14 protein-coding genes are annotated in these 18,855 nt (G+C 45.5%); 4 read left to right on the top strand and 10 right to left on the bottom strand.

What is annotated here, in order from left to right:
- The first annotated feature begins 43 nt into the window (after nucleotides 1-43).
- The 3 genes from dapB to carB all read left to right on the top strand — a co-directional run bounded on the left by dapB (nucleotide 44) and on the right by carB (nucleotide 5,724).
- Complete coding sequence (dapB, locus tag R7Q46_RS08990) at nucleotides 44-853, top strand: 4-hydroxy-tetrahydrodipicolinate reductase (RefSeq protein ID WP_005381860.1); 810 nt, start codon at nucleotides 44-46, stop codon at nucleotides 851-853.
- A gap of 481 nt (nucleotides 854-1,334) precedes the next feature.
- Nucleotides 1,335-2,474 (top strand): glutamine-hydrolyzing carbamoyl-phosphate synthase small subunit, encoded by a 1,140-nt coding sequence (gene carA / locus R7Q46_RS08985; RefSeq protein WP_017633620.1) that lies wholly within the window; start codon nucleotides 1,335-1,337, stop codon nucleotides 2,472-2,474.
- 16 nt (nucleotides 2,475-2,490) lie between these two features.
- The gene (carB, locus tag R7Q46_RS08980; RefSeq protein WP_005381854.1) at nucleotides 2,491-5,724 is read left to right on the top strand and encodes a carbamoyl-phosphate synthase large subunit; all 3,234 of its coding nucleotides are present in this window, start codon (nucleotides 2,491-2,493) and stop codon (nucleotides 5,722-5,724) included.
- A 75-nt stretch (nucleotides 5,725-5,799) separates the two neighbouring features.
- Here carB and R7Q46_RS08975 read toward each other — a convergent pair whose 3' ends face one another.
- Both R7Q46_RS08975 and R7Q46_RS08970 read right to left on the bottom strand, forming a co-directional pair.
- Complete coding sequence (locus R7Q46_RS08975; protein ID WP_169644219.1) at nucleotides 5,800-6,219, bottom strand: hypothetical protein; 420 nt, start codon at nucleotides 6,217-6,219, stop codon at nucleotides 5,800-5,802.
- The gene (locus tag R7Q46_RS08970) at nucleotides 6,209-7,015 is read right to left on the bottom strand and encodes a hypothetical protein (protein ID WP_213871841.1); all 807 of its coding nucleotides are present in this window, start codon (nucleotides 7,013-7,015) and stop codon (nucleotides 6,209-6,211) included. The genes R7Q46_RS08975 and R7Q46_RS08970 overlap by 11 nt, the downstream gene beginning before the upstream one ends.
- Nucleotides 7,016-7,264: 249 nt before the next feature.
- Here R7Q46_RS08970 and R7Q46_RS08965 point away from each other — a divergent pair, with 249 nt between their 5' ends.
- Nucleotides 7,265-8,044, top strand: a complete 780-nt coding sequence (locus R7Q46_RS08965; RefSeq protein WP_017821480.1) for a TSUP family transporter — start codon at nucleotides 7,265-7,267, stop codon at nucleotides 8,042-8,044.
- Here the strand turns inward: R7Q46_RS08965 and R7Q46_RS08960 are convergent.
- The 8 genes from R7Q46_RS08960 to gltB all read right to left on the bottom strand — a co-directional run bounded on the left by R7Q46_RS08960 (nucleotide 7,986) and on the right by gltB (nucleotide 18,620).
- Nucleotides 7,986-8,840 (bottom strand): LysR family transcriptional regulator, encoded by an 855-nt coding sequence (locus R7Q46_RS08960; protein WP_213871842.1) that lies wholly within the window; start codon nucleotides 8,838-8,840, stop codon nucleotides 7,986-7,988. The two genes, R7Q46_RS08965 and R7Q46_RS08960, sit on opposite strands and share 59 nt — an antisense overlap.
- A gap of 128 nt (nucleotides 8,841-8,968) precedes the next feature.
- The gene (locus R7Q46_RS08955) at nucleotides 8,969-9,589 is read right to left on the bottom strand and encodes a TRIC cation channel family protein (protein WP_005387377.1); all 621 of its coding nucleotides are present in this window, start codon (nucleotides 9,587-9,589) and stop codon (nucleotides 8,969-8,971) included.
- Between the two features lie 69 nt (nucleotides 9,590-9,658).
- Nucleotides 9,659-10,480, bottom strand: a complete 822-nt coding sequence (gene btuF, locus R7Q46_RS08950) for a vitamin B12 ABC transporter substrate-binding protein BtuF (RefSeq protein ID WP_213871844.1) — start codon at nucleotides 10,478-10,480, stop codon at nucleotides 9,659-9,661.
- Nucleotides 10,480-11,433 (bottom strand): cobalamin biosynthesis family protein, encoded by a 954-nt coding sequence (locus R7Q46_RS08945; protein WP_318077450.1) that lies wholly within the window; start codon nucleotides 11,431-11,433, stop codon nucleotides 10,480-10,482. The genes btuF and R7Q46_RS08945 overlap by 1 nt, the downstream gene beginning before the upstream one ends.
- 11 nt (nucleotides 11,434-11,444) lie before the next feature.
- The gene (gene mtnN, locus R7Q46_RS08940; protein WP_318077449.1) at nucleotides 11,445-12,140 is read right to left on the bottom strand and encodes a 5'-methylthioadenosine/S-adenosylhomocysteine nucleosidase; all 696 of its coding nucleotides are present in this window, start codon (nucleotides 12,138-12,140) and stop codon (nucleotides 11,445-11,447) included.
- Nucleotides 12,141-12,203: 63 nt separating this feature from the next.
- Nucleotides 12,204-12,632, bottom strand: coding sequence for a DUF1499 domain-containing protein (locus R7Q46_RS08935; RefSeq protein ID WP_017633627.1), 429 nt, complete (start codon nucleotides 12,630-12,632; stop codon nucleotides 12,204-12,206).
- 91 nt (nucleotides 12,633-12,723) lie between these two features.
- The gene (locus tag R7Q46_RS08930) at nucleotides 12,724-14,136 is read right to left on the bottom strand and encodes an FAD-dependent oxidoreductase (protein ID WP_005381833.1); all 1,413 of its coding nucleotides are present in this window, start codon (nucleotides 14,134-14,136) and stop codon (nucleotides 12,724-12,726) included.
- Between the two features lie 20 nt (nucleotides 14,137-14,156).
- Nucleotides 14,157-18,620: a glutamate synthase large subunit gene (gene gltB, locus R7Q46_RS08925; RefSeq protein ID WP_318077448.1), complete on the bottom strand. Its 4,464-nt coding sequence runs from the start codon at nucleotides 18,618-18,620 to the stop codon at nucleotides 14,157-14,159.
- Nucleotides 18,621-18,855 lie beyond the last annotated feature (235 nt).

Below are 18,855 nucleotides of genomic sequence, written 5' to 3'. Positions count from 1 at the left end.
AACGAGAGCAAACCTCGTTATCCAGAGAAGGAGAGAAAGCGCAATGGTTCGTATTGCAATCGCAGGAGCAGCAGGCCGAATGGGCCGTAATTTGGTTAAAGCTTCACACCTTAACCCAGAGGCGACAGTGAGCGCGGGATCAGAACGACCTGAGTCCTCACTTGTCGGTGTCGATATCGGTGAACTTTGTGGTGAAGGCAAATTCGATGTGTTCTTAACGGATGATCTTGCTAAAGACGTCGATAATTTTGATGTAATCATCGATTTTACTGCCCCAGTAAGTACGTTGGCGAATCTTGAACTGTGTAAGAAGCATGGAAAGAGTATTGTGATTGGGACGACTGGTTTCAGTGATGCAGAGCGTGAACTAATTGACGAAGCCGCTAAGCAAGTGCCTGTTGTCATGGCTCCTAACTACTCTGTTGGTGTGAACCTAGTATTTAAGCTTCTTGAGAAAGCAGCCAAAGTGATGGGCGACTACTGTGATGTTGAGATTGTCGAAGCACATCATCGTCATAAAGTTGATGCTCCTTCTGGTACCGCTATCGGGATGGGCGAAGCCATTGCTGGTGCGATGGGCAACAAGCTGAATGATGTAGCTGTCTATGCGCGAGAAGGTATCACAGGTGAACGTACTAAAGATGAGATCGGCTTTGCTACAATTCGCGCTGGCGATATTGTCGGTGAGCACACAGCCATGTTTGCTGATATTGGGGAACGAGTGGAGATAACGCACAAAGCGACCGATCGTATGACGTTTGCTAATGGCGCCGTCAAGGCCGCTGTTTGGTTGAGTGCCAAACCAGCGGGCTTTTATACCATGACAGATGTTTTGGGATTGAATGAACTCTAAATACATAATTATTCGCCGGCGGTAGCCGGCTTTTTTATATCTATAGAATTATTTGTAAATGAAATGATTCTAACAGAAAGTATTTTGGTGCTTACTTTTGTTGTTGTTTTAGTTGTTTTGTGGGTGTTTTTGGTTTTAATGTCTAAAAACTAATATCTTTTTTGTTGAGTGAACGTTTGCGTGAAAAACTCATACTTTTTTGTGATCTCTAAAAAGTTCAAATTTGTAAAATTCATTAAACCTCTATGCCTCTGTATGTAATAGCATGTAAAAGTTATCTTTTTGGGCCTTACTGATTCAAAATGACCTTACTCGCTAGAAATTAATCATTTATTTTTGATTGTAGGTTGACAGGTTTCGAGTCCAACTTTAGAATACCGCCAATTTGTCTGAAATACCTATTTATGTAGATTTTATAGGTAAAGGAAGGCATGTTTGCAGTTTGATTTATTTTTTTTGCATTTTTATTCTGGAGGTTGTCTTGGGTAAATTAGCACTGTTGGTCCTAGAAGATGGGACAGTGTTCCGCGGAGTGTCCATAGGGGCAGATGGTCTTTCCGTTGGTGAAGTCGTTTTTAATACCTCGATGACGGGGTATCAAGAAATCCTCACTGATCCTTCCTATTCTCAGCAAATCGTCACTCTCACTTATCCTCACATTGGCAATACCGGAACCACTTCCGAAGATGAAGAATCCTCTTCCATTCATGCACAAGGCCTTGTGATTCGCGATCTTCCTCTAATCGCTTCTAACTTCCGTAACGAACAATCCCTCTCTGATTATCTTAAGTCTCAAAATATCGTTGGCATCGCTAATATCGATACTCGTAAGCTCACTCGTATCCTGCGTGAAAAAGGTGCTCAAAACGGCTGTATTGTTGCGGGCAACAACCTAGACGAAGCTTTGGCACTAGCGAAAGCAAAAGAATTCCCAGGCTTAAAAGGAATGGACCTTGCGAAAGAAGTTACAACAAAAGAAGCGTATCAATGGAAGCAAGGTTCGTGGACGCTTGAAGGTGGACTTCCAGAGGCGAAAGATGACAGCGAGCTGCCATACCACGTTGTCGCTTACGACTTTGGCGCAAAACGCAACATCTTACGAATGTTGGTTGACCGCGGCTGCCGCTTAACGGTTGTACCTGCAGAAACGTCAGCGGAAGAAGTTCTGGCACTAAATCCAGATGGCGTATTCTTATCGAACGGCCCTGGTGACCCAGAACCATGTACTTACGCGATTGAAGCAACCAAAGTGTTCCTAGAAAAAGGCTTGCCAATTTTTGGTATTTGTCTAGGTCACCAAATTCTGGCGCTAGCATCAGGTGCGCAAACGGTGAAAATGAAGTTTGGTCACCACGGTGCAAACCACCCAGTAAAAGATTTAGAGCGTAACGTTGTGATGATCACTTCGCAAAACCACGGCTTTGCGGCAGATGAAGCAACATTACCGGAAAACTTACGTGCTACTCACGTATCGCTATTTGATGGCTCTTTGCAAGGTATCCACCGCACAGACAAGCCAGCATTTAGCTTCCAAGGTCACCCAGAAGCGAGCCCAGGTCCACATGACGCGGCACCGCTATTTGACCACTTTATCGAACTAATCAAAAAACACAGCGCTTAATTCGGAGTAGTAGATAATGCCAAAACGTACTGACATTCAAAGTATTCTAATTCTTGGTGCTGGTCCGATTGTTATCGGTCAGGCATGTGAGTTTGACTACTCTGGCGCACAAGCGTGTAAAGCTCTTCGCGAAGAAGGCTACCGAGTTATCCTGGTTAACTCTAACCCAGCAACCATCATGACTGACCCAGAGATGGCAGATGCGACTTACATTGAGCCGATTCAGTGGGAAGTTGTACGCAAGATCATCGAGAAAGAACGTCCTGATGCAGTTCTGCCAACTATGGGTGGTCAGACAGCACTTAACTGTGCGTTAGATTTAGAGAAGCACGGCGTTCTCGCAGAGTTTGGCGTAGAGATGATTGGTGCAACGGCTGATGCAATCGACAAAGCGGAAGACCGTTCTCGTTTTGATAAAGCGATGAAGTCTATCGGCCTTGAGTGTCCTCGCGCAGATACAGCGAAGAGCATGGAAGAAGCTTACAAAGTTTTAGATATGGTTGGCTTCCCTTGTATCATTCGTCCATCGTTCACCATGGGTGGCACTGGTGGTGGTATCGCGTACAACAAAGAAGAGTTCGAAGAAATCTGTCGTCGCGGTCTGGACTTATCTCCGACCAACGAACTTCTTATCGATGAGTCACTAATCGGTTGGAAAGAGTACGAAATGGAAGTCGTTCGTGACAAAGCGGACAACTGTATCATCGTATGTTCAATCGAGAACTTTGACCCAATGGGCATCCATACGGGCGACTCAATCACGGTTGCTCCAGCACAAACACTGACTGACAAAGAATACCAGCTTATGCGTAATGCATCGCTAGCTGTTCTGCGTGAAATCGGTGTTGAAACAGGTGGTTCAAACGTACAGTTTGGTATCAACCCGAAAGATGGTCGTATGGTCATCATCGAGATGAACCCGCGTGTATCTCGCTCTTCTGCGCTAGCATCAAAAGCAACAGGCTTCCCAATTGCGAAAATTGCCGCGAAACTGGCTGTTGGCTTTACGCTAGACGAACTACAAAACGACATCACAGGTGGTGCAACACCCGCGTCATTTGAACCAACTATCGACTACGTCGTAACTAAGATCCCTCGCTTTAACTTCGAGAAATTTGCTGGTGCAAACGATCGTCTGACAACTCAGATGAAATCGGTTGGTGAGGTAATGGCGATTGGTCGTAACCAACAAGAATCTCTTCATAAAGCACTGCGTGGCCTAGAAGTTGGCGCAACTGGTTTTGATGAGATGGTCGATCTGGAAGCGCCAGATGCACTGACTAAGATTCGTCACGAACTTAAAGAAGCAGGTGCAGAGCGTATCTGGTACATCGCCGATGCATTCCGAGCGGGTATGTCAGTCGACGGTGTGTTCAACTTGACTCAAATCGACCGCTGGTTCCTGGTTCAAATCGAAGAAATTGTAAAACTCGAAGAACAAGTCAAGGCGGGCGGCTACGCAGGTTTGACCAAAGAAGTGCTTCGTCAGATGAAACGCAAAGGCTTCTCTGATGCTCGCTTGTCTAAATTGCTTGGTGTCGCTGAAAGTGAAATTCGCCGTGCTCGTGAGCAGTTTGATATTCATCCGGTTTACAAACGTGTGGATACATGTGCAGCAGAGTTTTCTTCTGACACGGCTTACATGTACTCATCTTACGATGAAGAATGTGAAGCAAACCCAACAGACAAAGATAAGATCATGGTTCTTGGTGGCGGTCCAAACCGTATCGGCCAAGGTATTGAATTCGATTACTGTTGTGTCCATGCATCACTTGCGCTGCGTGAAGACGGTTACGAAACCATTATGGTTAACTGTAACCCAGAAACGGTATCTACTGACTACGATACGTCTGATCGTCTGTACTTCGAGCCAGTAACTCTGGAAGATGTACTGTCTATCGCTCGCGTTGAAAAACCAAAAGGTGTGATTGTTCAGTACGGTGGTCAAACGCCACTTAAACTGGCTCGTGCTCTAGAAGCGGCTGGTGTGCCAATCATTGGTACTAGCCCAGATGCTATCGACCGTGCGGAAGACCGTGAACGCTTCCAAGCCGCTGTTGACCGTTTAGGTCTACTTCAGCCAGAAAACGCGACAGTAACAACGATGGAGCAAGCGGTTGAGAAATCGAAAGAAATTGGCTTCCCATTAGTTGTTCGTCCATCTTATGTACTCGGTGGTCGTGCGATGGAAATCGTGTACGACGAGCAAGACCTGCGTCGCTACTTCAACGAAGCAGTAAGCGTATCGAACGAGTCTCCAGTTCTGCTAGACCGTTTCTTGGATGATGCAACCGAAGTTGATATTGATGCTATCTGTGACGGTGAACGCGTCGTTATCGGCGGTATCATGGAGCACATCGAACAAGCGGGTGTTCACTCTGGTGACTCTGCATGTTCACTGCCTGCATACACGCTAAGTCAGGAAATTCAAGACAAGATGCGTGAGCAAGTTGAGAAGTTAGCATTCGAACTCGGTGTACGCGGTTTGATGAACACGCAGTTTGCTGTGAAAGATAACGACGTTTATCTAATTGAAGTGAACCCTCGTGCTGCTCGTACGGTACCATTCGTATCGAAAGCGACAGGCGCTCCTCTAGCGAAAATCGCTGCACGTGTAATGGCGGGTCAATCTCTAGAGTCACAAGGCTTTACTAAAGAGATTATCCCTCCTTACTACTCAGTGAAAGAAGTGGTTCTGCCGTTCAACAAATTCCCTGGTGTTGACCCTCTATTGGGCCCTGAAATGCGCTCAACAGGTGAAGTAATGGGTGTGGGTGCAACGTTCGCAGAAGCTTACGCGAAAGCAGAGCTAGGTTGTGGTGCGGTTTATCCTGAAGGTGGTCGTGCGCTACTGTCTGTACGTGAAGGTGATAAAGAGCGTGTTGTTGACCTAGCTTCTAAGTTAGTGAAACTGGGTTACCAGTTGGATGCGACACACGGTACTGCTGTAATTCTGGGCGAAGCGGGTATTAACCCACGTTTGGTAAACAAAGTACACGAAGGTCGTCCACACATTCTTGACCGCATCAAGAACAACGAATACACCTACATCGTAAACACGGCTGCTGGTCGTCAAGCGATTGAAGATTCGAAAGTTCTACGCCGTGGTGCACTGGCAGAAAAAGTGAACTACACAACGACACTGAATGCAGCGTTCGCTACATGTATGTCTCATACTGCAGACGCAAAAGCGTCAGTAACTTCGGTTCAAGAGTTACACGCTAAAGTGAAAGCGAGTCTAGACGCGTAACAGATAAAAATCAGTAAGCTCATTAATCAGGGCTTACATGACAACCTCATTGCCCGCTCATTTGAGCGGGCTTTTTTATATCGAGGTTTTTCTAAAATGAAGAGCATTAAAGTGTGCTAGGAACGATTGGTATGCTTCGCTTTTGAAGATCATTAAGCTAATGATGGCAAGCAATGTACCCAAAGATGAAGAAATAGTACTACCACTTGCTGCAACAAAATTAATGCTGCAAGTGAGAATGATAAAAGAGATAGTAAGTAAGTTTATTTTTGCAGCAATACTTAATCCTTTGCTTATTGTCAGAATGTTTGGAATGCATACAACAACAACCGTAATAGCTCCCAATGTAAGAAGGTAAGTATCTAGAGCAATGTGTTGAGTGAAAGAAAACCAGTCATTCCAAATGCTCAAGCTAATAGCCAGACCAATAGTCAATGCCAAGTATAAACATATACTTAGTGAGATGTTTGCTATGCTAATTGATTTAGTATTCAACTTTCAATTCCTCATAGATTCCAATTGCAAGATTTCTTAACTCTCCCGAATAACCACTTCCTACTATGCTAATTGAGCCTCCAATTGCATCTAGAAGCTGATGAGAAATGGATGCGGATATTGTTGCTTGCGAATACCTCTTAGGAATTTCTCCTGACAACATTAGCTGTTTACGAGCTTTATTCGAAATACTCGGAAGGTTTTTACGGATGATTTCTTTAGTTAATCTTGTTCTCTCTTGTCTGTTTAAGCCTTTTAGAATCTCGGGAACGCCTTTCTTAGTGGTTTGCTTAAGAGATTGAACCATTTTTATCGTTTGATATCCACTAGCGCCCGCTCCAGCTAAGGAGATGTAATCTAAAGCTTTAGTTGTATTTTGATACCACTCATTACTGTCTATATCCGATAATTTGTCTGGTGATTTAGATACCATACGGGTTCTTGCTACCCCAATCCAGCCAATCGCTGCACCAATACAGCTAATGCTCGCTGATAGAAGCTCTTGATTGAATCTTGATTTTGACTCTTCCTGTTTTATTTTTTTTGCAAATTCTTGAGATGATTGTAATTTTATCGGTTCTCGTAGAATGATAAAGGTAGGATTGATATGGCATGTGGATTTAAAGTCTCTTAAGCGTACAACGGTGAATTTGTTATCAATATAAATTACACCCGCACCGCTAGTCTCTGGTTTAGCGTCAATAACGCTGAATAGCTGATTAACATTCACTATCTGTTCGATTTTTAAGCGTAATTGCTGCTCTTTTATTGATGGTCGAGTTAGTAAGGCTTCCATTATTTTCGTTTTTTATCAGATTAAATATTTCCTATTAAGACAGCATTTTCTTTTTCTATCAAAATATTAAGAGGCTCTTGAGGTGAGGCTCTATATTTGGATGTAATTGATATTTTTAATGTATCATTCTCTAGATTTATTGACTGATGAAAATTAGGAATAGATTGGTGTCTTGACTTTCCATTGGTAGTTTTGTGAATAAGTGCTACCGTTTCTTCCTCTTTGATACCTCTTCAAAAAGGAAGTGTAGTGGAAATCACGGTTGAGATTTTGTTGGCCTTATTTTTGGTTGCGACTGCCGCAGGCTTTATTGATGCGATGGCTGGTGGGGGAGGGCTCATTACGCTCCCTGCGCTTTTGGCTGCGGGGTTGAGTCCGACTCAAGCTCTAGCAACCAATAAGTTACAAAGTTCGTTTGGCAGTTTCTCTGCTAGCTGGTATTTCGTGCGTAACGGTATTGTTAGCTTAAAGGAAATGCGTTTTGCGATACTCTGCACTTTTATAGGCGCTGCAATCGGTGCCGAGGCTGTGCAGTTTATTGATGCTAGCGTACTCACCAGTTTGATCCCTGTTCTTTTGATAGCCATTTCCCTCTATTTTTTACTCGCGCCAAGTACGCGAAAAATCGATGGAGAACCAAAGTTATCTGAAGCGATGTTTGCGCTATGCATTGGTGGCGGGATCGGTTTCTATGATGGCTTTTTTGGCCCTGGGACTGGATCTATTTTTACTGTTTGTTTTGTTGCACTAGGTCACTTTTCTTTGGTCGAAGCCACAGCTAGAACCAAAATCCTCAATTTCACGTCAAACATTGCGGCACTACTCTTTTTTATCTTAGCTGGGTTGCCAGTGTGGAAGCTTGGCTTAACTATGGCTGTTGGCGGTTTTCTTGGTGCTCAGTTAGGGGCGAAGGTCGTGGTAAGTAAAGGGCAAAAATGGATTCGTCCTCTAGTTATAGTGATGTCGATGCTTATGGCAACGAAACTTCTTTGGCAACAACATCAGCAATGGATTCTGTCAGTGCTTTAACTCGCTCGCTACGATATGTGCTGTGACGTAAGCAGATATGTATTGGTCGAACTAACTGATCTAGCTCTTCAAAGTCATAGCAGAACTTAGGTGTGATATTAAGTGTCGTTAGGATAGATTTAGGGATTAAAGCGGGAGCCATACCTCCCAAAGCCAGTTGTGCTGCCGCAGTATACGAATCCATTTCCATCAAAGGTTCGATTCCGTGTTTGGATAAAATAGCTTGTTGATATGTGTTGGCAGGGTTAGTTAGGTCATTGGTCAAAATAGCTTTAGGTAGTTGTGAAAGTGAATGTCGACTGACAATTGAGAAAGGTTCATCGGCGAGGTGAAGGCTCATTAATCCATGGTGAGGCGGTAAATAACCAGCGCAAAATCCCAGTGTCGCTTTACCTGATTTCACATTCTCAATAATGCGTGGCGTATGATTGGTCGATATTCGTATGTACTGATCATGGGCAAAGTGTTCTGCCATGATCATGCTGAGGTATCCCGCCACTAAGGTTTCAGAGCAGTCCATTTTGATTAAAGAAGTGTCTTCTATTTGTTGTTGATCGTAGATTTTTCCTCTTAACTCATTGAACGTGGGTTCTATTGTGTTTATGAGGGCAAGGCCATCGGAGGTCAGCTTTATGTGCCGACCATTTGGCTCTATCAATTTTTTTCCTAACTTCTTCTCTAGATTTGAAATACGTTTACTCACGGCAGACTGACTAATATAGAGTTGACTGCCCGTGCGGCTCATGGTTTTTTCTTTACTGAGGATAAGTAACGTTTCAATACCTTCAAGCAACATAATGATTAATGAAAGTTAGGAATGGTTGAGATAATTTAGCGAATTGCCCAAGAATTGGCGAATCAAATGAGCATAAATGAGAGGAGCCGACACTTGGTCGACTCCATGATGAGTGATGTTGTTGGTGTTTAACGGTTAATGGCGAAAGTTGGCAGGGATAGATGCCAACGAATCGCACCGAGACGTATAATGAGCGTTGAGATTACACCAGCGAGTAAAGCCGTTGAGTGGTCATAACCCATGTTTACCGCCATCGTATGGAAGATGCCGCCAATAATACATGCCGTAGCATAGACTTCACTTCTTAATACCATAGGAACTTCGCGAGCCAGCACGTCTCGTATAATGCCACCGCCACAGCCAGTAATAACCCCCATTATCACCGCGACCATCCCGGATGCATTGTAGGCGAGTGCCTTTTCTACTCCTATTCCCACAAACACAGCGAGACCGATGGCATCACAAACGGGTAATACCCACCATGAGAGTCGCTTGGGTCTTCGAATAACAAGCATGGTTAGTAGACACGTAACAAATATCACCCATAAGTAAGTCGTATCTGTTATCCAAAATACGGGAGTGGCACCAAGCGCCATGTCTCGGATTGTTCCGCCACCTATAGCAGTCACACTGCCGAGTACGATAACGCCGAATGGATCCATTTTTAAACGGCCAGCCAGTAATACGCCAGAGATAGCGAAAACAGCGGTACCGAACAAATCGATCATATAAAGCAGCATGGAGTCCATGTTACTTAGTACCTTTAAATAGTGTGAGAAAAAATGGGCGGAAATTGTACGGTATTTGCCACGAAATCGTTAGCGTTTTTGACGAACGCTTTTAAAGTGCTCACACACTTCCTTGATCGCGTTCAATGTGCGTGGTGTCGGACGGTTAATCCAATCAGAGTTTAGGGACCAGATGTGTTTGTTTTTAAGAGCAAGAAGCTCATTACTCCACTCAGCCCACATACCATCGTTACTCATTGCGTGACGAGAAGTAAAAATAACCTCTGGCTGGCGAGTAATGACTTGCTCGATGCTAACTTGAGGATAAGGCGCGCTAGATGTGGCGAAAATGTTCTCACCACCGCAAAAAGTAAAGACTTCACTTGGCCAGTTCTTTCCGGCGACAGTGATGATAGGCTTTTCACTCAACTGATAAAAGTAACGAACTTTCTCGTTCGTGTTGTACTGTTCTTTTAGTGTACTCAGCTGCGTTCTAAAATCTTCAGCGGCCTTTTTTCCTACTTGTGGAGTTTCGCTGTATTGGCTGAGTTGCTCGATATTATTGGCTATATCTTCTAATGAACCTGTATTGGAGTAATAGATAGGAACACCGAACTGTTTAATTTTCTCCAACTCTTTAGCTGGGTTTCCGGCTGGCCAAGCAATCACTAAGTCCGGTTGAAGAGCAATAATGCGCTCTAATTTAATTCCTTGATAATTTGAGACTCTTTCTAGCTGCTTTGCCTGTTCTGGATAATCGCTCATTTCGCTGACAGCAACAAGCTGGTCTCCTAGCCCTGCTGCAAAGGCAATTTCGGTGGCATGTGGAGCTAAACTTATAATGCGTTGAGCGGGTTGAGCGAAGGTCGCTGTCGAAACAAACAGCGTTAATGCGAAGCATAATTTATTCATCATAATCCTTGATAAATTATTCCTAAAAGCAAACTTTGGATTGCGATCCAAGCCAGGACGCGCCAAACGAGCAGCGTATGTATTTGTGAAAGGTGAATAGCCGATGGCGCTATGCGCCCACCGATTTTTGCGCGCTCTGCACGCACACCTTGATAGATAGCAGGGCCGCATAAAGACAGTTGTAGTTTGTGTCCGATAGTACATAACACCCAGCTAGGTCCTGGTAAGGGCCAAGACTTCGCTTGCTGTTGTATTCCAGAGAGCACATTACTTGTATTCTTTCCGGCAGCTAAAAGTATGGCAAAGAGACGAAGTGGAATAATATCCAGAGTAGCAACCAGTTGAATCACAGGTTTACCAAAGGGCAAATATTGGCGTCGGCTAGGGGACCACACTCGCGCTAATTCTGTTGTGAGTCGATACATTAACGCACCAATGCCACCTGTTAGTGCGTACCAAAATAGCACACCGATCACGTTGCGGCTGTATCCCATAATCAGTGTTTCTGAGCCAGCTTTACCTATGCCAACGATCGAGAGGTTACCAGTGTCGCGATTAAGATATGGTTGCAGTAATGCTCGACATTGGGCTTTGTCTTCCGAAGAGATACTTGTGACGAGCTGTTTCGTTAACGTTTCGCTGTTACGCCAGTCTAGCGCAAGGATCAATAGAACCAGTTCATATAAAGGGATTTGCCAAACAAGTGGCTTTACTGCAATCAGTAATATCAAGCAAGGAAACAGCATCAAGCCTAATGCAAGACTGCCTGAGATTACACTCTGTGAGTAATTGTGATTATTGTTCACTTTGTTAGCTAGCTGCTCTGCTAGCTTTCGCCATAAAGTGATGGGGTGCGCTGAATTGGGGATTGGCACTAGAAGGTGCAAGATCAGTGCGCCCCACATTATAAGGAGCGCACCGTTGGCATAAAATGACTGAAAAACTTCTTCCATGAATGAGTCGTTTACTTAATGAGTTCCAGCATTTTGAATACCATTTCGGAAGAGCTTTTTGCTGCTAGAGGTAGGAACTCATCAAAGCTCATTGGTGATTCTTTATCAGCGACATCAGAGATTGCACGCACAACAACAAACGGCGTGTTGAATTGGTGACAAGTTTGAGCGATAGCAGATGCTTCCATTTCTACAGCGATAACTGACGGGAAGTGTTTACGAATAAACTCTTGACGCTCAGCAGTACAAACAAACGCATCGCCAGTACAAATTAGGCCGCGAACCGCATGAGTGTTTTCCATTTGTGCTAGGGCTTTTTCGGCTAAGTCCATTAGCTTGTCATCCGCTTTGAATGCAGCTGGTTGACCGGCCATTTGGCCAATTGCATAACCAAAAGCGGTTACGTCTGCATCGTGATGACGAACTTCTGTAGAGATAACTACATCGCCAAGGTTTAAGCTTGAATCGAAACCGCCAGCAGAGCCTGTGTTAATCACAACGTCTGGTTGGTATTCATCAAGAAGGATTGTCGTGCCCACTGCCGCTGCAACTTTACCGATGCCCGATTGTAGTACGACGACTTCGACATCGTTAATTTGACCAGAGAAAAACGTACAACCCGCTTTATTTACAGTTTTGCAGTTTGTAATTGCTTGCTTCAGGATGGTCACTTCTTGTTCCATCGCACCGATGATACCAACTTTCATAACACTCTCTTTAAGTAAATATTTTAGTTGGCCGAGAGTATAGCACTCCCCGTTGGCAGTTTTCTATTTGATGAGCTTAGCTTGAGTGAGCTTTTCTCGTAATTGATCGGCGCGCTTTCTGTTTACGCCAAAGTCAGAGTAGCCCACACGAGATTCCGAGCGCACAATCAGTTGGTCTCCTGCTATTTTTAGTTCGAGGTCATCCACGAAGCGCATGATTTTAGATGTGCACTCGATACGAAGGTAGTTGCTTTCTTTCACCGCGGTTTTCGCGCCTGGCAGTTCAAGCGCAACTTGCTCAATAGCGTCGATGTTCGCTGAATCCACTAAGATGAATGGCGTTAGGTTGTATTTTTCTCGCGTGTCTTGGGTGGAGACGCAGTTTGGTTTGTCACCACAAGGTGATTGAGAACGATCCGTCATGGTTTTGACTCCTTGGCTACAAGCGGTTAAGCCGAGCAAAGTAATGGAAAGGAGAGCGGCTTTTTTCATTGGTTTTATCCCTTATCATAGGAATTTAATTATATGTAATAAAAGAAAAAAGGATCCAATAGTAGGATCCTTTTTGAGACGTTAACAGTGATTAAACTTCGAGGTAATCGAGAATGCCTTCTGCCGCTTTTCGTCCTTCATCAATTGCGGTTACGACAAGATCAGAACCTCGTACCGCATCGCCACCCGCGAAGATCTTTTCGTTGCTGGTCTGGAACTGGAACTCTTGCTTCGCTGGGGCTTTGATACGACCCCATTGATCCAAATCGACATCAAACGGTGCTAACCAGTCCATTTTGTGCGGCTGGAAACCAAACGCCATGATAACAACGTCTGCTGGTAGAACGTGCTCGCTGCCTTCAACGGGCTCTGGACGTCGGCGACCCGCTTCATCAGGTTCACCAAGTGCGGTTTTCACCACTTTGACCCCCGAGACTTTGCCTGACGCATCCACTTCCACTCCCAAAGGCTGAAGGTTGAACATGAACTTCACGCCTTCTTCCTTTGCGTTTTTTACCTCGCGACGAGAGCCTGGCATGTTGGCCTCATCACGACGATAAGCACAAACTACGTTGGAGGCACCTTGGCGAATTGAGGTACGAACGCAGTCCATTGCTGTATCACCACCACCCAGTACGACGACTTTCTTTCCTGCCATATCGATAAAGGGTTGGTTACTCTCAAGATCCATGACTTTGTAGGTGTTCGAAACTAAAAATGGCAGCGCGTCATACACACCCGGCGCATCTTCATTATCTAGACCTGCACGCATGTATTTATAGGTGCCAACGCCCAAGAAAACAGCATCGTATTCATCAAGCAGCTCTTGCATTTGGACATCTTTGCCTACTTCCATGTTCATGCGGAACTCGACGCCCATTTCAGTGAACACACGGCGGCGGTTTTCCATCACGCCTTTTTCAAGCTTGAAGGAAGGAATACCGAAGGTCAGAAGGCCTCCAATTTCAGGGTAGCGGTCAAACACGACTGGCTTAACGCCATTGCGCACTAGGATATCCGCGGCAGCCAAGCCAGCTGGGCCAGCTCCAATGATTGCAACCTTTTTATCGGTCCACTCCACCTTGGACATATCTGGCTTCCAGCCCATTTCAAACGCTTTGTCGGTAATGTACTTTTCTATGTTACCGATGGTGACGGCACCAAAGTCATCATTAAGCGTGCATGAACCTTCACATAGGCGGTCTTGAGGGCAAACGCGCCCACATACTTCCGGTAGGCTATTGGTTTGATGCGATAGTTCAACCGCTTCAAGAATACGACCTTCATTGGCAAGTTTTAACCATTGAGGGATGTAGTTGTGGACTGGGCATTTCCATTCACAATATGGGTTGCCACAATCTAAGCAGCGATCCGCTTGTGCAGTCGCCTGTTGTTTAGTGAACGGTTCATAGATTTCAACGAACTCGATCTTACGAACTTTTATAGGCTTTTTCGCAGGATCTACACGCTGCACATCGATAAATTGATAAACGTTCTGGCTCATGATTCAAACATCCTCCATGATTACTGTGCTTGAACACGCAGCTCTGCGACACTGCGGCTCTGGTGACCAAGTAGCGTGCGAAGATCTGCCGCTTGTGGTTTCACCAAATAGAACTTTGGAATCCATTCATCAAAGTTCGCCAAAATATTTTCTGCATGACTCGACCCTGTTTCTTCAAGGTGTTCCGCAATTAGGCCACGCAAATGTTCTTGGTGGATGTAAAGATCGGACAATGAGATGGCTTCGACAGACTCAGTATTAACTCGACCTTCAAAGCTTTGGTTCTCATCCAGAACATAGGCAAAGCCTCCAGTCATACCCGCGCCAAAGTTCACACCTGTCGCACCAAGAATGGCAACAATACCGCCAGTCATGTACTCACAAGCGTTATCGCCAGCACCTTCAATGACGGCTATCGTACCTGAGTTTCGTACGCCGAAACGCTCACCTGCTTTACCGGCTGCAAATAGTTTACCGCCGGTCGCGCCGTACAGGCAGGTGTTACCAATGATAGTTGCTTCATTGCATTTAAATGCGGTGCCAAGGTGAGGTTTGATAACCACTTTACCACCCGCCATGCCTTTGCCCACGTAGTCGTTCGCATCGCCCGTGAGGTAAAGCTCTACACCACCTGCGTTCCAAACACCAAAGGACTGACCTGCGGTGCCGTCAAGATAGATTTTGATAGGGGAAGCCGCCAACCCTTGGTTGCCATAGCGTTTTGCTATTTCGCCAGATAAGCGTGCACCAACAGAACGATCAGTGTTGATGACATTGTAGAAGAAACTTGCCGATTGACTGTTTTCGACCGCATGCATGGCATCATCAACAATCTTTTGGTTGAGTTCAGCTTTATCAAACGGTTTGTTTGGCTCTGTCCAAAATAGCGGATGACCCTCAGGTGATACTGGAGCTTCTAGAATATTGGATAGATCCAGCTTGGTCTGTTTCGCTGTAAATCCCTCTACTGCCTCAAGTAAATCGGTACGACCAATCAAGTCCGTCAGCTTTTCAACGCCAAGTTCTGCGAGTAATCCGCGCACTTCGTCTGCGAGGCCGATGAAGTAATTCATCACCATTTCTGGTAGACCTTTGAAGTATTCTTTACGCAGTGTCTCGTCTTGAGTCGCAACCCCAGTTGCACAGTTGTTGAGGTGACAAATTCGTAGGAACTTACAACCCATAGCGACCATTGGCGCAGTACCAAAACCGAAGCTTTCTGCACCTAAAATTGCGGCTTTAACTACGTCTAAACCAGTCTTTAGACCACCGTCTACCTGTAAGCGGATCTTATGACGCAGACCATTAGCAACCAGAGCTTGTTGTGTCTCTGCCAACCCCAACTCCCAAGGGCTACCAGCGTATTTTACCGAAGTTAATGGGCTTGCTGCAGTACCACCGTCGTAACCCGAAATGGTAATAAGATCAGCGTAAGCCTTGGCTACACCCGTTGCGATGGTGCCGACACCTGGCTCGGAGACGAGTTTTACCGAAACCAGCGCATTCGGGTTGACTTGTTTTAGGTCGAAGATCAGCTGGGCCAAATCTTCAATCGAATAGATATCGTGGTGCGGAGGAGGGGAGATCAGAGTCACGCCTTGTACCGAATAACGCAGTTTTGCGATTTCTGCGGTGACTTTGTGTCCTGGTAGCTGTCCACCTTCACCCGGTTTCGCACCTTGTGCCACCTTGATTTGCAGTACATCCGCATTAGTCAGGTAATGAGGCGTTACACCAAATCGGCCAGAAGCAATCTGTTTGATACGTGAGTTACGCTCAGTACCGAAGCGGCGAGGATCTTCACCGCCTTCACCCGAGTTAGAGTAACCACCAAGACGGTTCATCGCCGTTGCAAGTGCTTCATGCGCTTCTGGGCTAAGTGCGCCAATGGACATTGCCGCAGAGTCAAAGCGTTTGAACAGTTCAGTGCGTGGTTCTATTTGCTCAAGTGGCAGCGGTGAGTCTGATTTTCTCAGCGACATTAAGTCACGCAGCATGGCTACAGGGCGTTGATTTACCTGCTTAGCAAAGCTCTGATAGTCGTTACTTTCGCCAGATTTAACGGCCTGTTGCAGCGTGCCGACAACATCCGGGTTGTAAGCATGATACTCACCTCCATGGACGTACTTTAACAAGCCGCCATGATCAATCGATTTGCGTTTCGCCCATGCTTTACGAGATAAGTTTGTAAGATCTTGCTGGAAGTCTTCAAAATTCGCGCCTTCAATTCGAGTTGTGACGCCTTTAAAACACAGATCGACCACATTTTGGCTCAAGCCAACTGCTTCAAATAGTTGTGAGCAGCGGTAAGAGGCGATGGTTGAGATCCCCATTTTCGACATGATCTTGTACAGGCCTTTGTTGATGCCGTATTGGTAGTTTTGCATCACATCGCGGTAGTCTTTCTCTAGTGCTTTATCATCAATCAGTTTACCTAACGCTTCATAAGCAAGGTATGGGTAAACCGCAGTAGCACCAAAGCCAAGCAAGACAGCAAATTGGTGTGGGTCACGAGCTGTTGCGGTCTCAACAACAATGTTGGCATCACAACGTAAGTTGGCATCGATCAAGCGAGTTTGAACCGCACCGACCGCCATTGCTGCAGGAATTGGCAGCTTGCCTTTGACTAAAGCGCGATCTGAAAGCATGACTAGAACCGTGCCTTCACGCACCACTTGTTCTGCTTGCTCACACAGATCATCAATGGCTTGTTTGAGATCTTTCTGTTGTGGATCGTAGTTGATATCGAGAATGGTATTACGGTAATGATCGTCACTCAGCTCTAGTAGTTGCTGCATGTCTGAATAGAGCAGTACTGGAGAATCAAAGGTTACACGATGCGCGTGGCCATCGGTTTCACAGAAGACGTTCATCTCCTGGCCGATGCTGGTCGCCAGCGACATGACGTGTTTCTCACGCAGTGGATCGATTGGTGGGTTGGTGACCTGCGCGAACTTCTGACGGAAGTAATCAGTCACCAAGCGCTCTTTCGAAGAAAGAACCGCCATCGGGGTGTCATCACCCATCGAACCGACGGCTTCTTGCCCCATATCACCGAGGACACGCAATACTTGATCGACTTCTTCATTGCTCATAGCAAACTGCTTTTGATAAGTCTTAAGCAAGTCTTCATCAAAGCTGCGCTCACCTACTTGATCTTCAGGCAGCTGAGAGAACGGTGTTAGTTTGCGAACGTTGTTCTCCATCCATTCGCGATAAGGGTGACGAGATTTCAGGTCATTATCGATCTCGCTAGATTGCCAAAGCTTACCTTTACGAGTGTCGATGACGAGCAATTCCCCCGGACCTACACGACCTTTTTTGGCAACTTCATCTGGGGCGTAATTCCAAATCCCTACCTCAGACGCCAGAGTGATCAACTTGTCTTTGGTAATTACATAACGCGCAGGACGTAGACCGTTTCGGTCTAGGTTACAAGCAGCATAACGACCATCGGACAGTACGATACCTGCTGGGCCATCCCATGGTTCCATGTGTTTGGAGTTGAAATCGTAAAACGCACGCAAATCCGGATCCATGTCAGGGTGGTTTTGCCATGCTGGCGGCACAAGCATACGCATGGCACGGAAGATATCCATGCCGCCAGCTAAAAAGAGATCTAGCATATTATCTAGGCTAGACGAGTCTGAGCCTGTCTCGTTCACAAACGGTGCTGCAGTTTGTAGGTCAGGCAGCAGTGGTGACGAGAACTTGTAAGCACGAGCGCGTGCCCATTGTCGGTTACCTTCAATGGTATTGATCTCACCATTATGAGCAAGGTAGCGGAACGGTTGAGCTAATGGCCAACGCGGTTGAGTGTTGGTAGAAAAACGCTGGTGGAACAGACAGATAGCAGATTCCATACGTAGATCGGCAAGATCAAGATAAAAGCGCGGTAAGTCCGCAGGCATGCATAGGCCTTTGTACACCAAAACTTGAGTCGATAAGCTACAGATGTAGAAATCCGGATCTTCGGTGATTTGTTTCTCGATGCGACGGCGTGCGATGTAGAGACGACGTTCAATGTCGCGTTCGCGCCAACCTGCCGGTGCAGAGATAAAGACTTGCTGAATATTTGGAAGCGAGTTGGCCGCAATTGGACCGAGTACTTCTGAATTAGTTGGTACTTCACGCCAACCAGCCACAGTTAGCGTCTCTTGCGCCAGTTCTTTGTTGACGATGTCTTTAGCGAGTTGAGCTTTGACTGGATCTTGGTTGAAGAAAATCATCCCTACGGCGTATTGCTTGCCAAGGTTGAAACCATTTTCTTCGGCAATAAGACGTAAATAGGAATCGGGCTTTTGTAATAGAAGACCACAACCATCACCAGTTTTACCATCGGCGGCGATACCACCACGGTGAGTCATGCGGTCAAGTGCAGAAATTGCTGTACGTACCAGCTTGTGGCTTTGTTCGCCTTCCATATGCGCGATCAAGCCAAATCCACAGTTGTCTTTCTCAAGACTTGGATCATAAAGAGCCATTGCAATTCTCCCTTTGCTTATCCGTCATCCCGACAGATATATCAACACTGCTTACGTTGATATCGATGACTAACTATGCGTCATCTTTATAGCTTTATGTATAATTATTCAGTAAAAATTGTGAAATATTTAACATTTTTTGAGTGTTTTATTTTCATCAACTTCACAAGCTATAGCTTATTGTAAAAAAGGTCAAGTTATTAGTGGATCATCACGTGAATATACGATTTACCAT

It is taken from the genome of Vibrio sp. 811, assembly GCF_033339195.1.
This window is presented reverse-complemented; position numbering and strand designations above follow the sequence as displayed.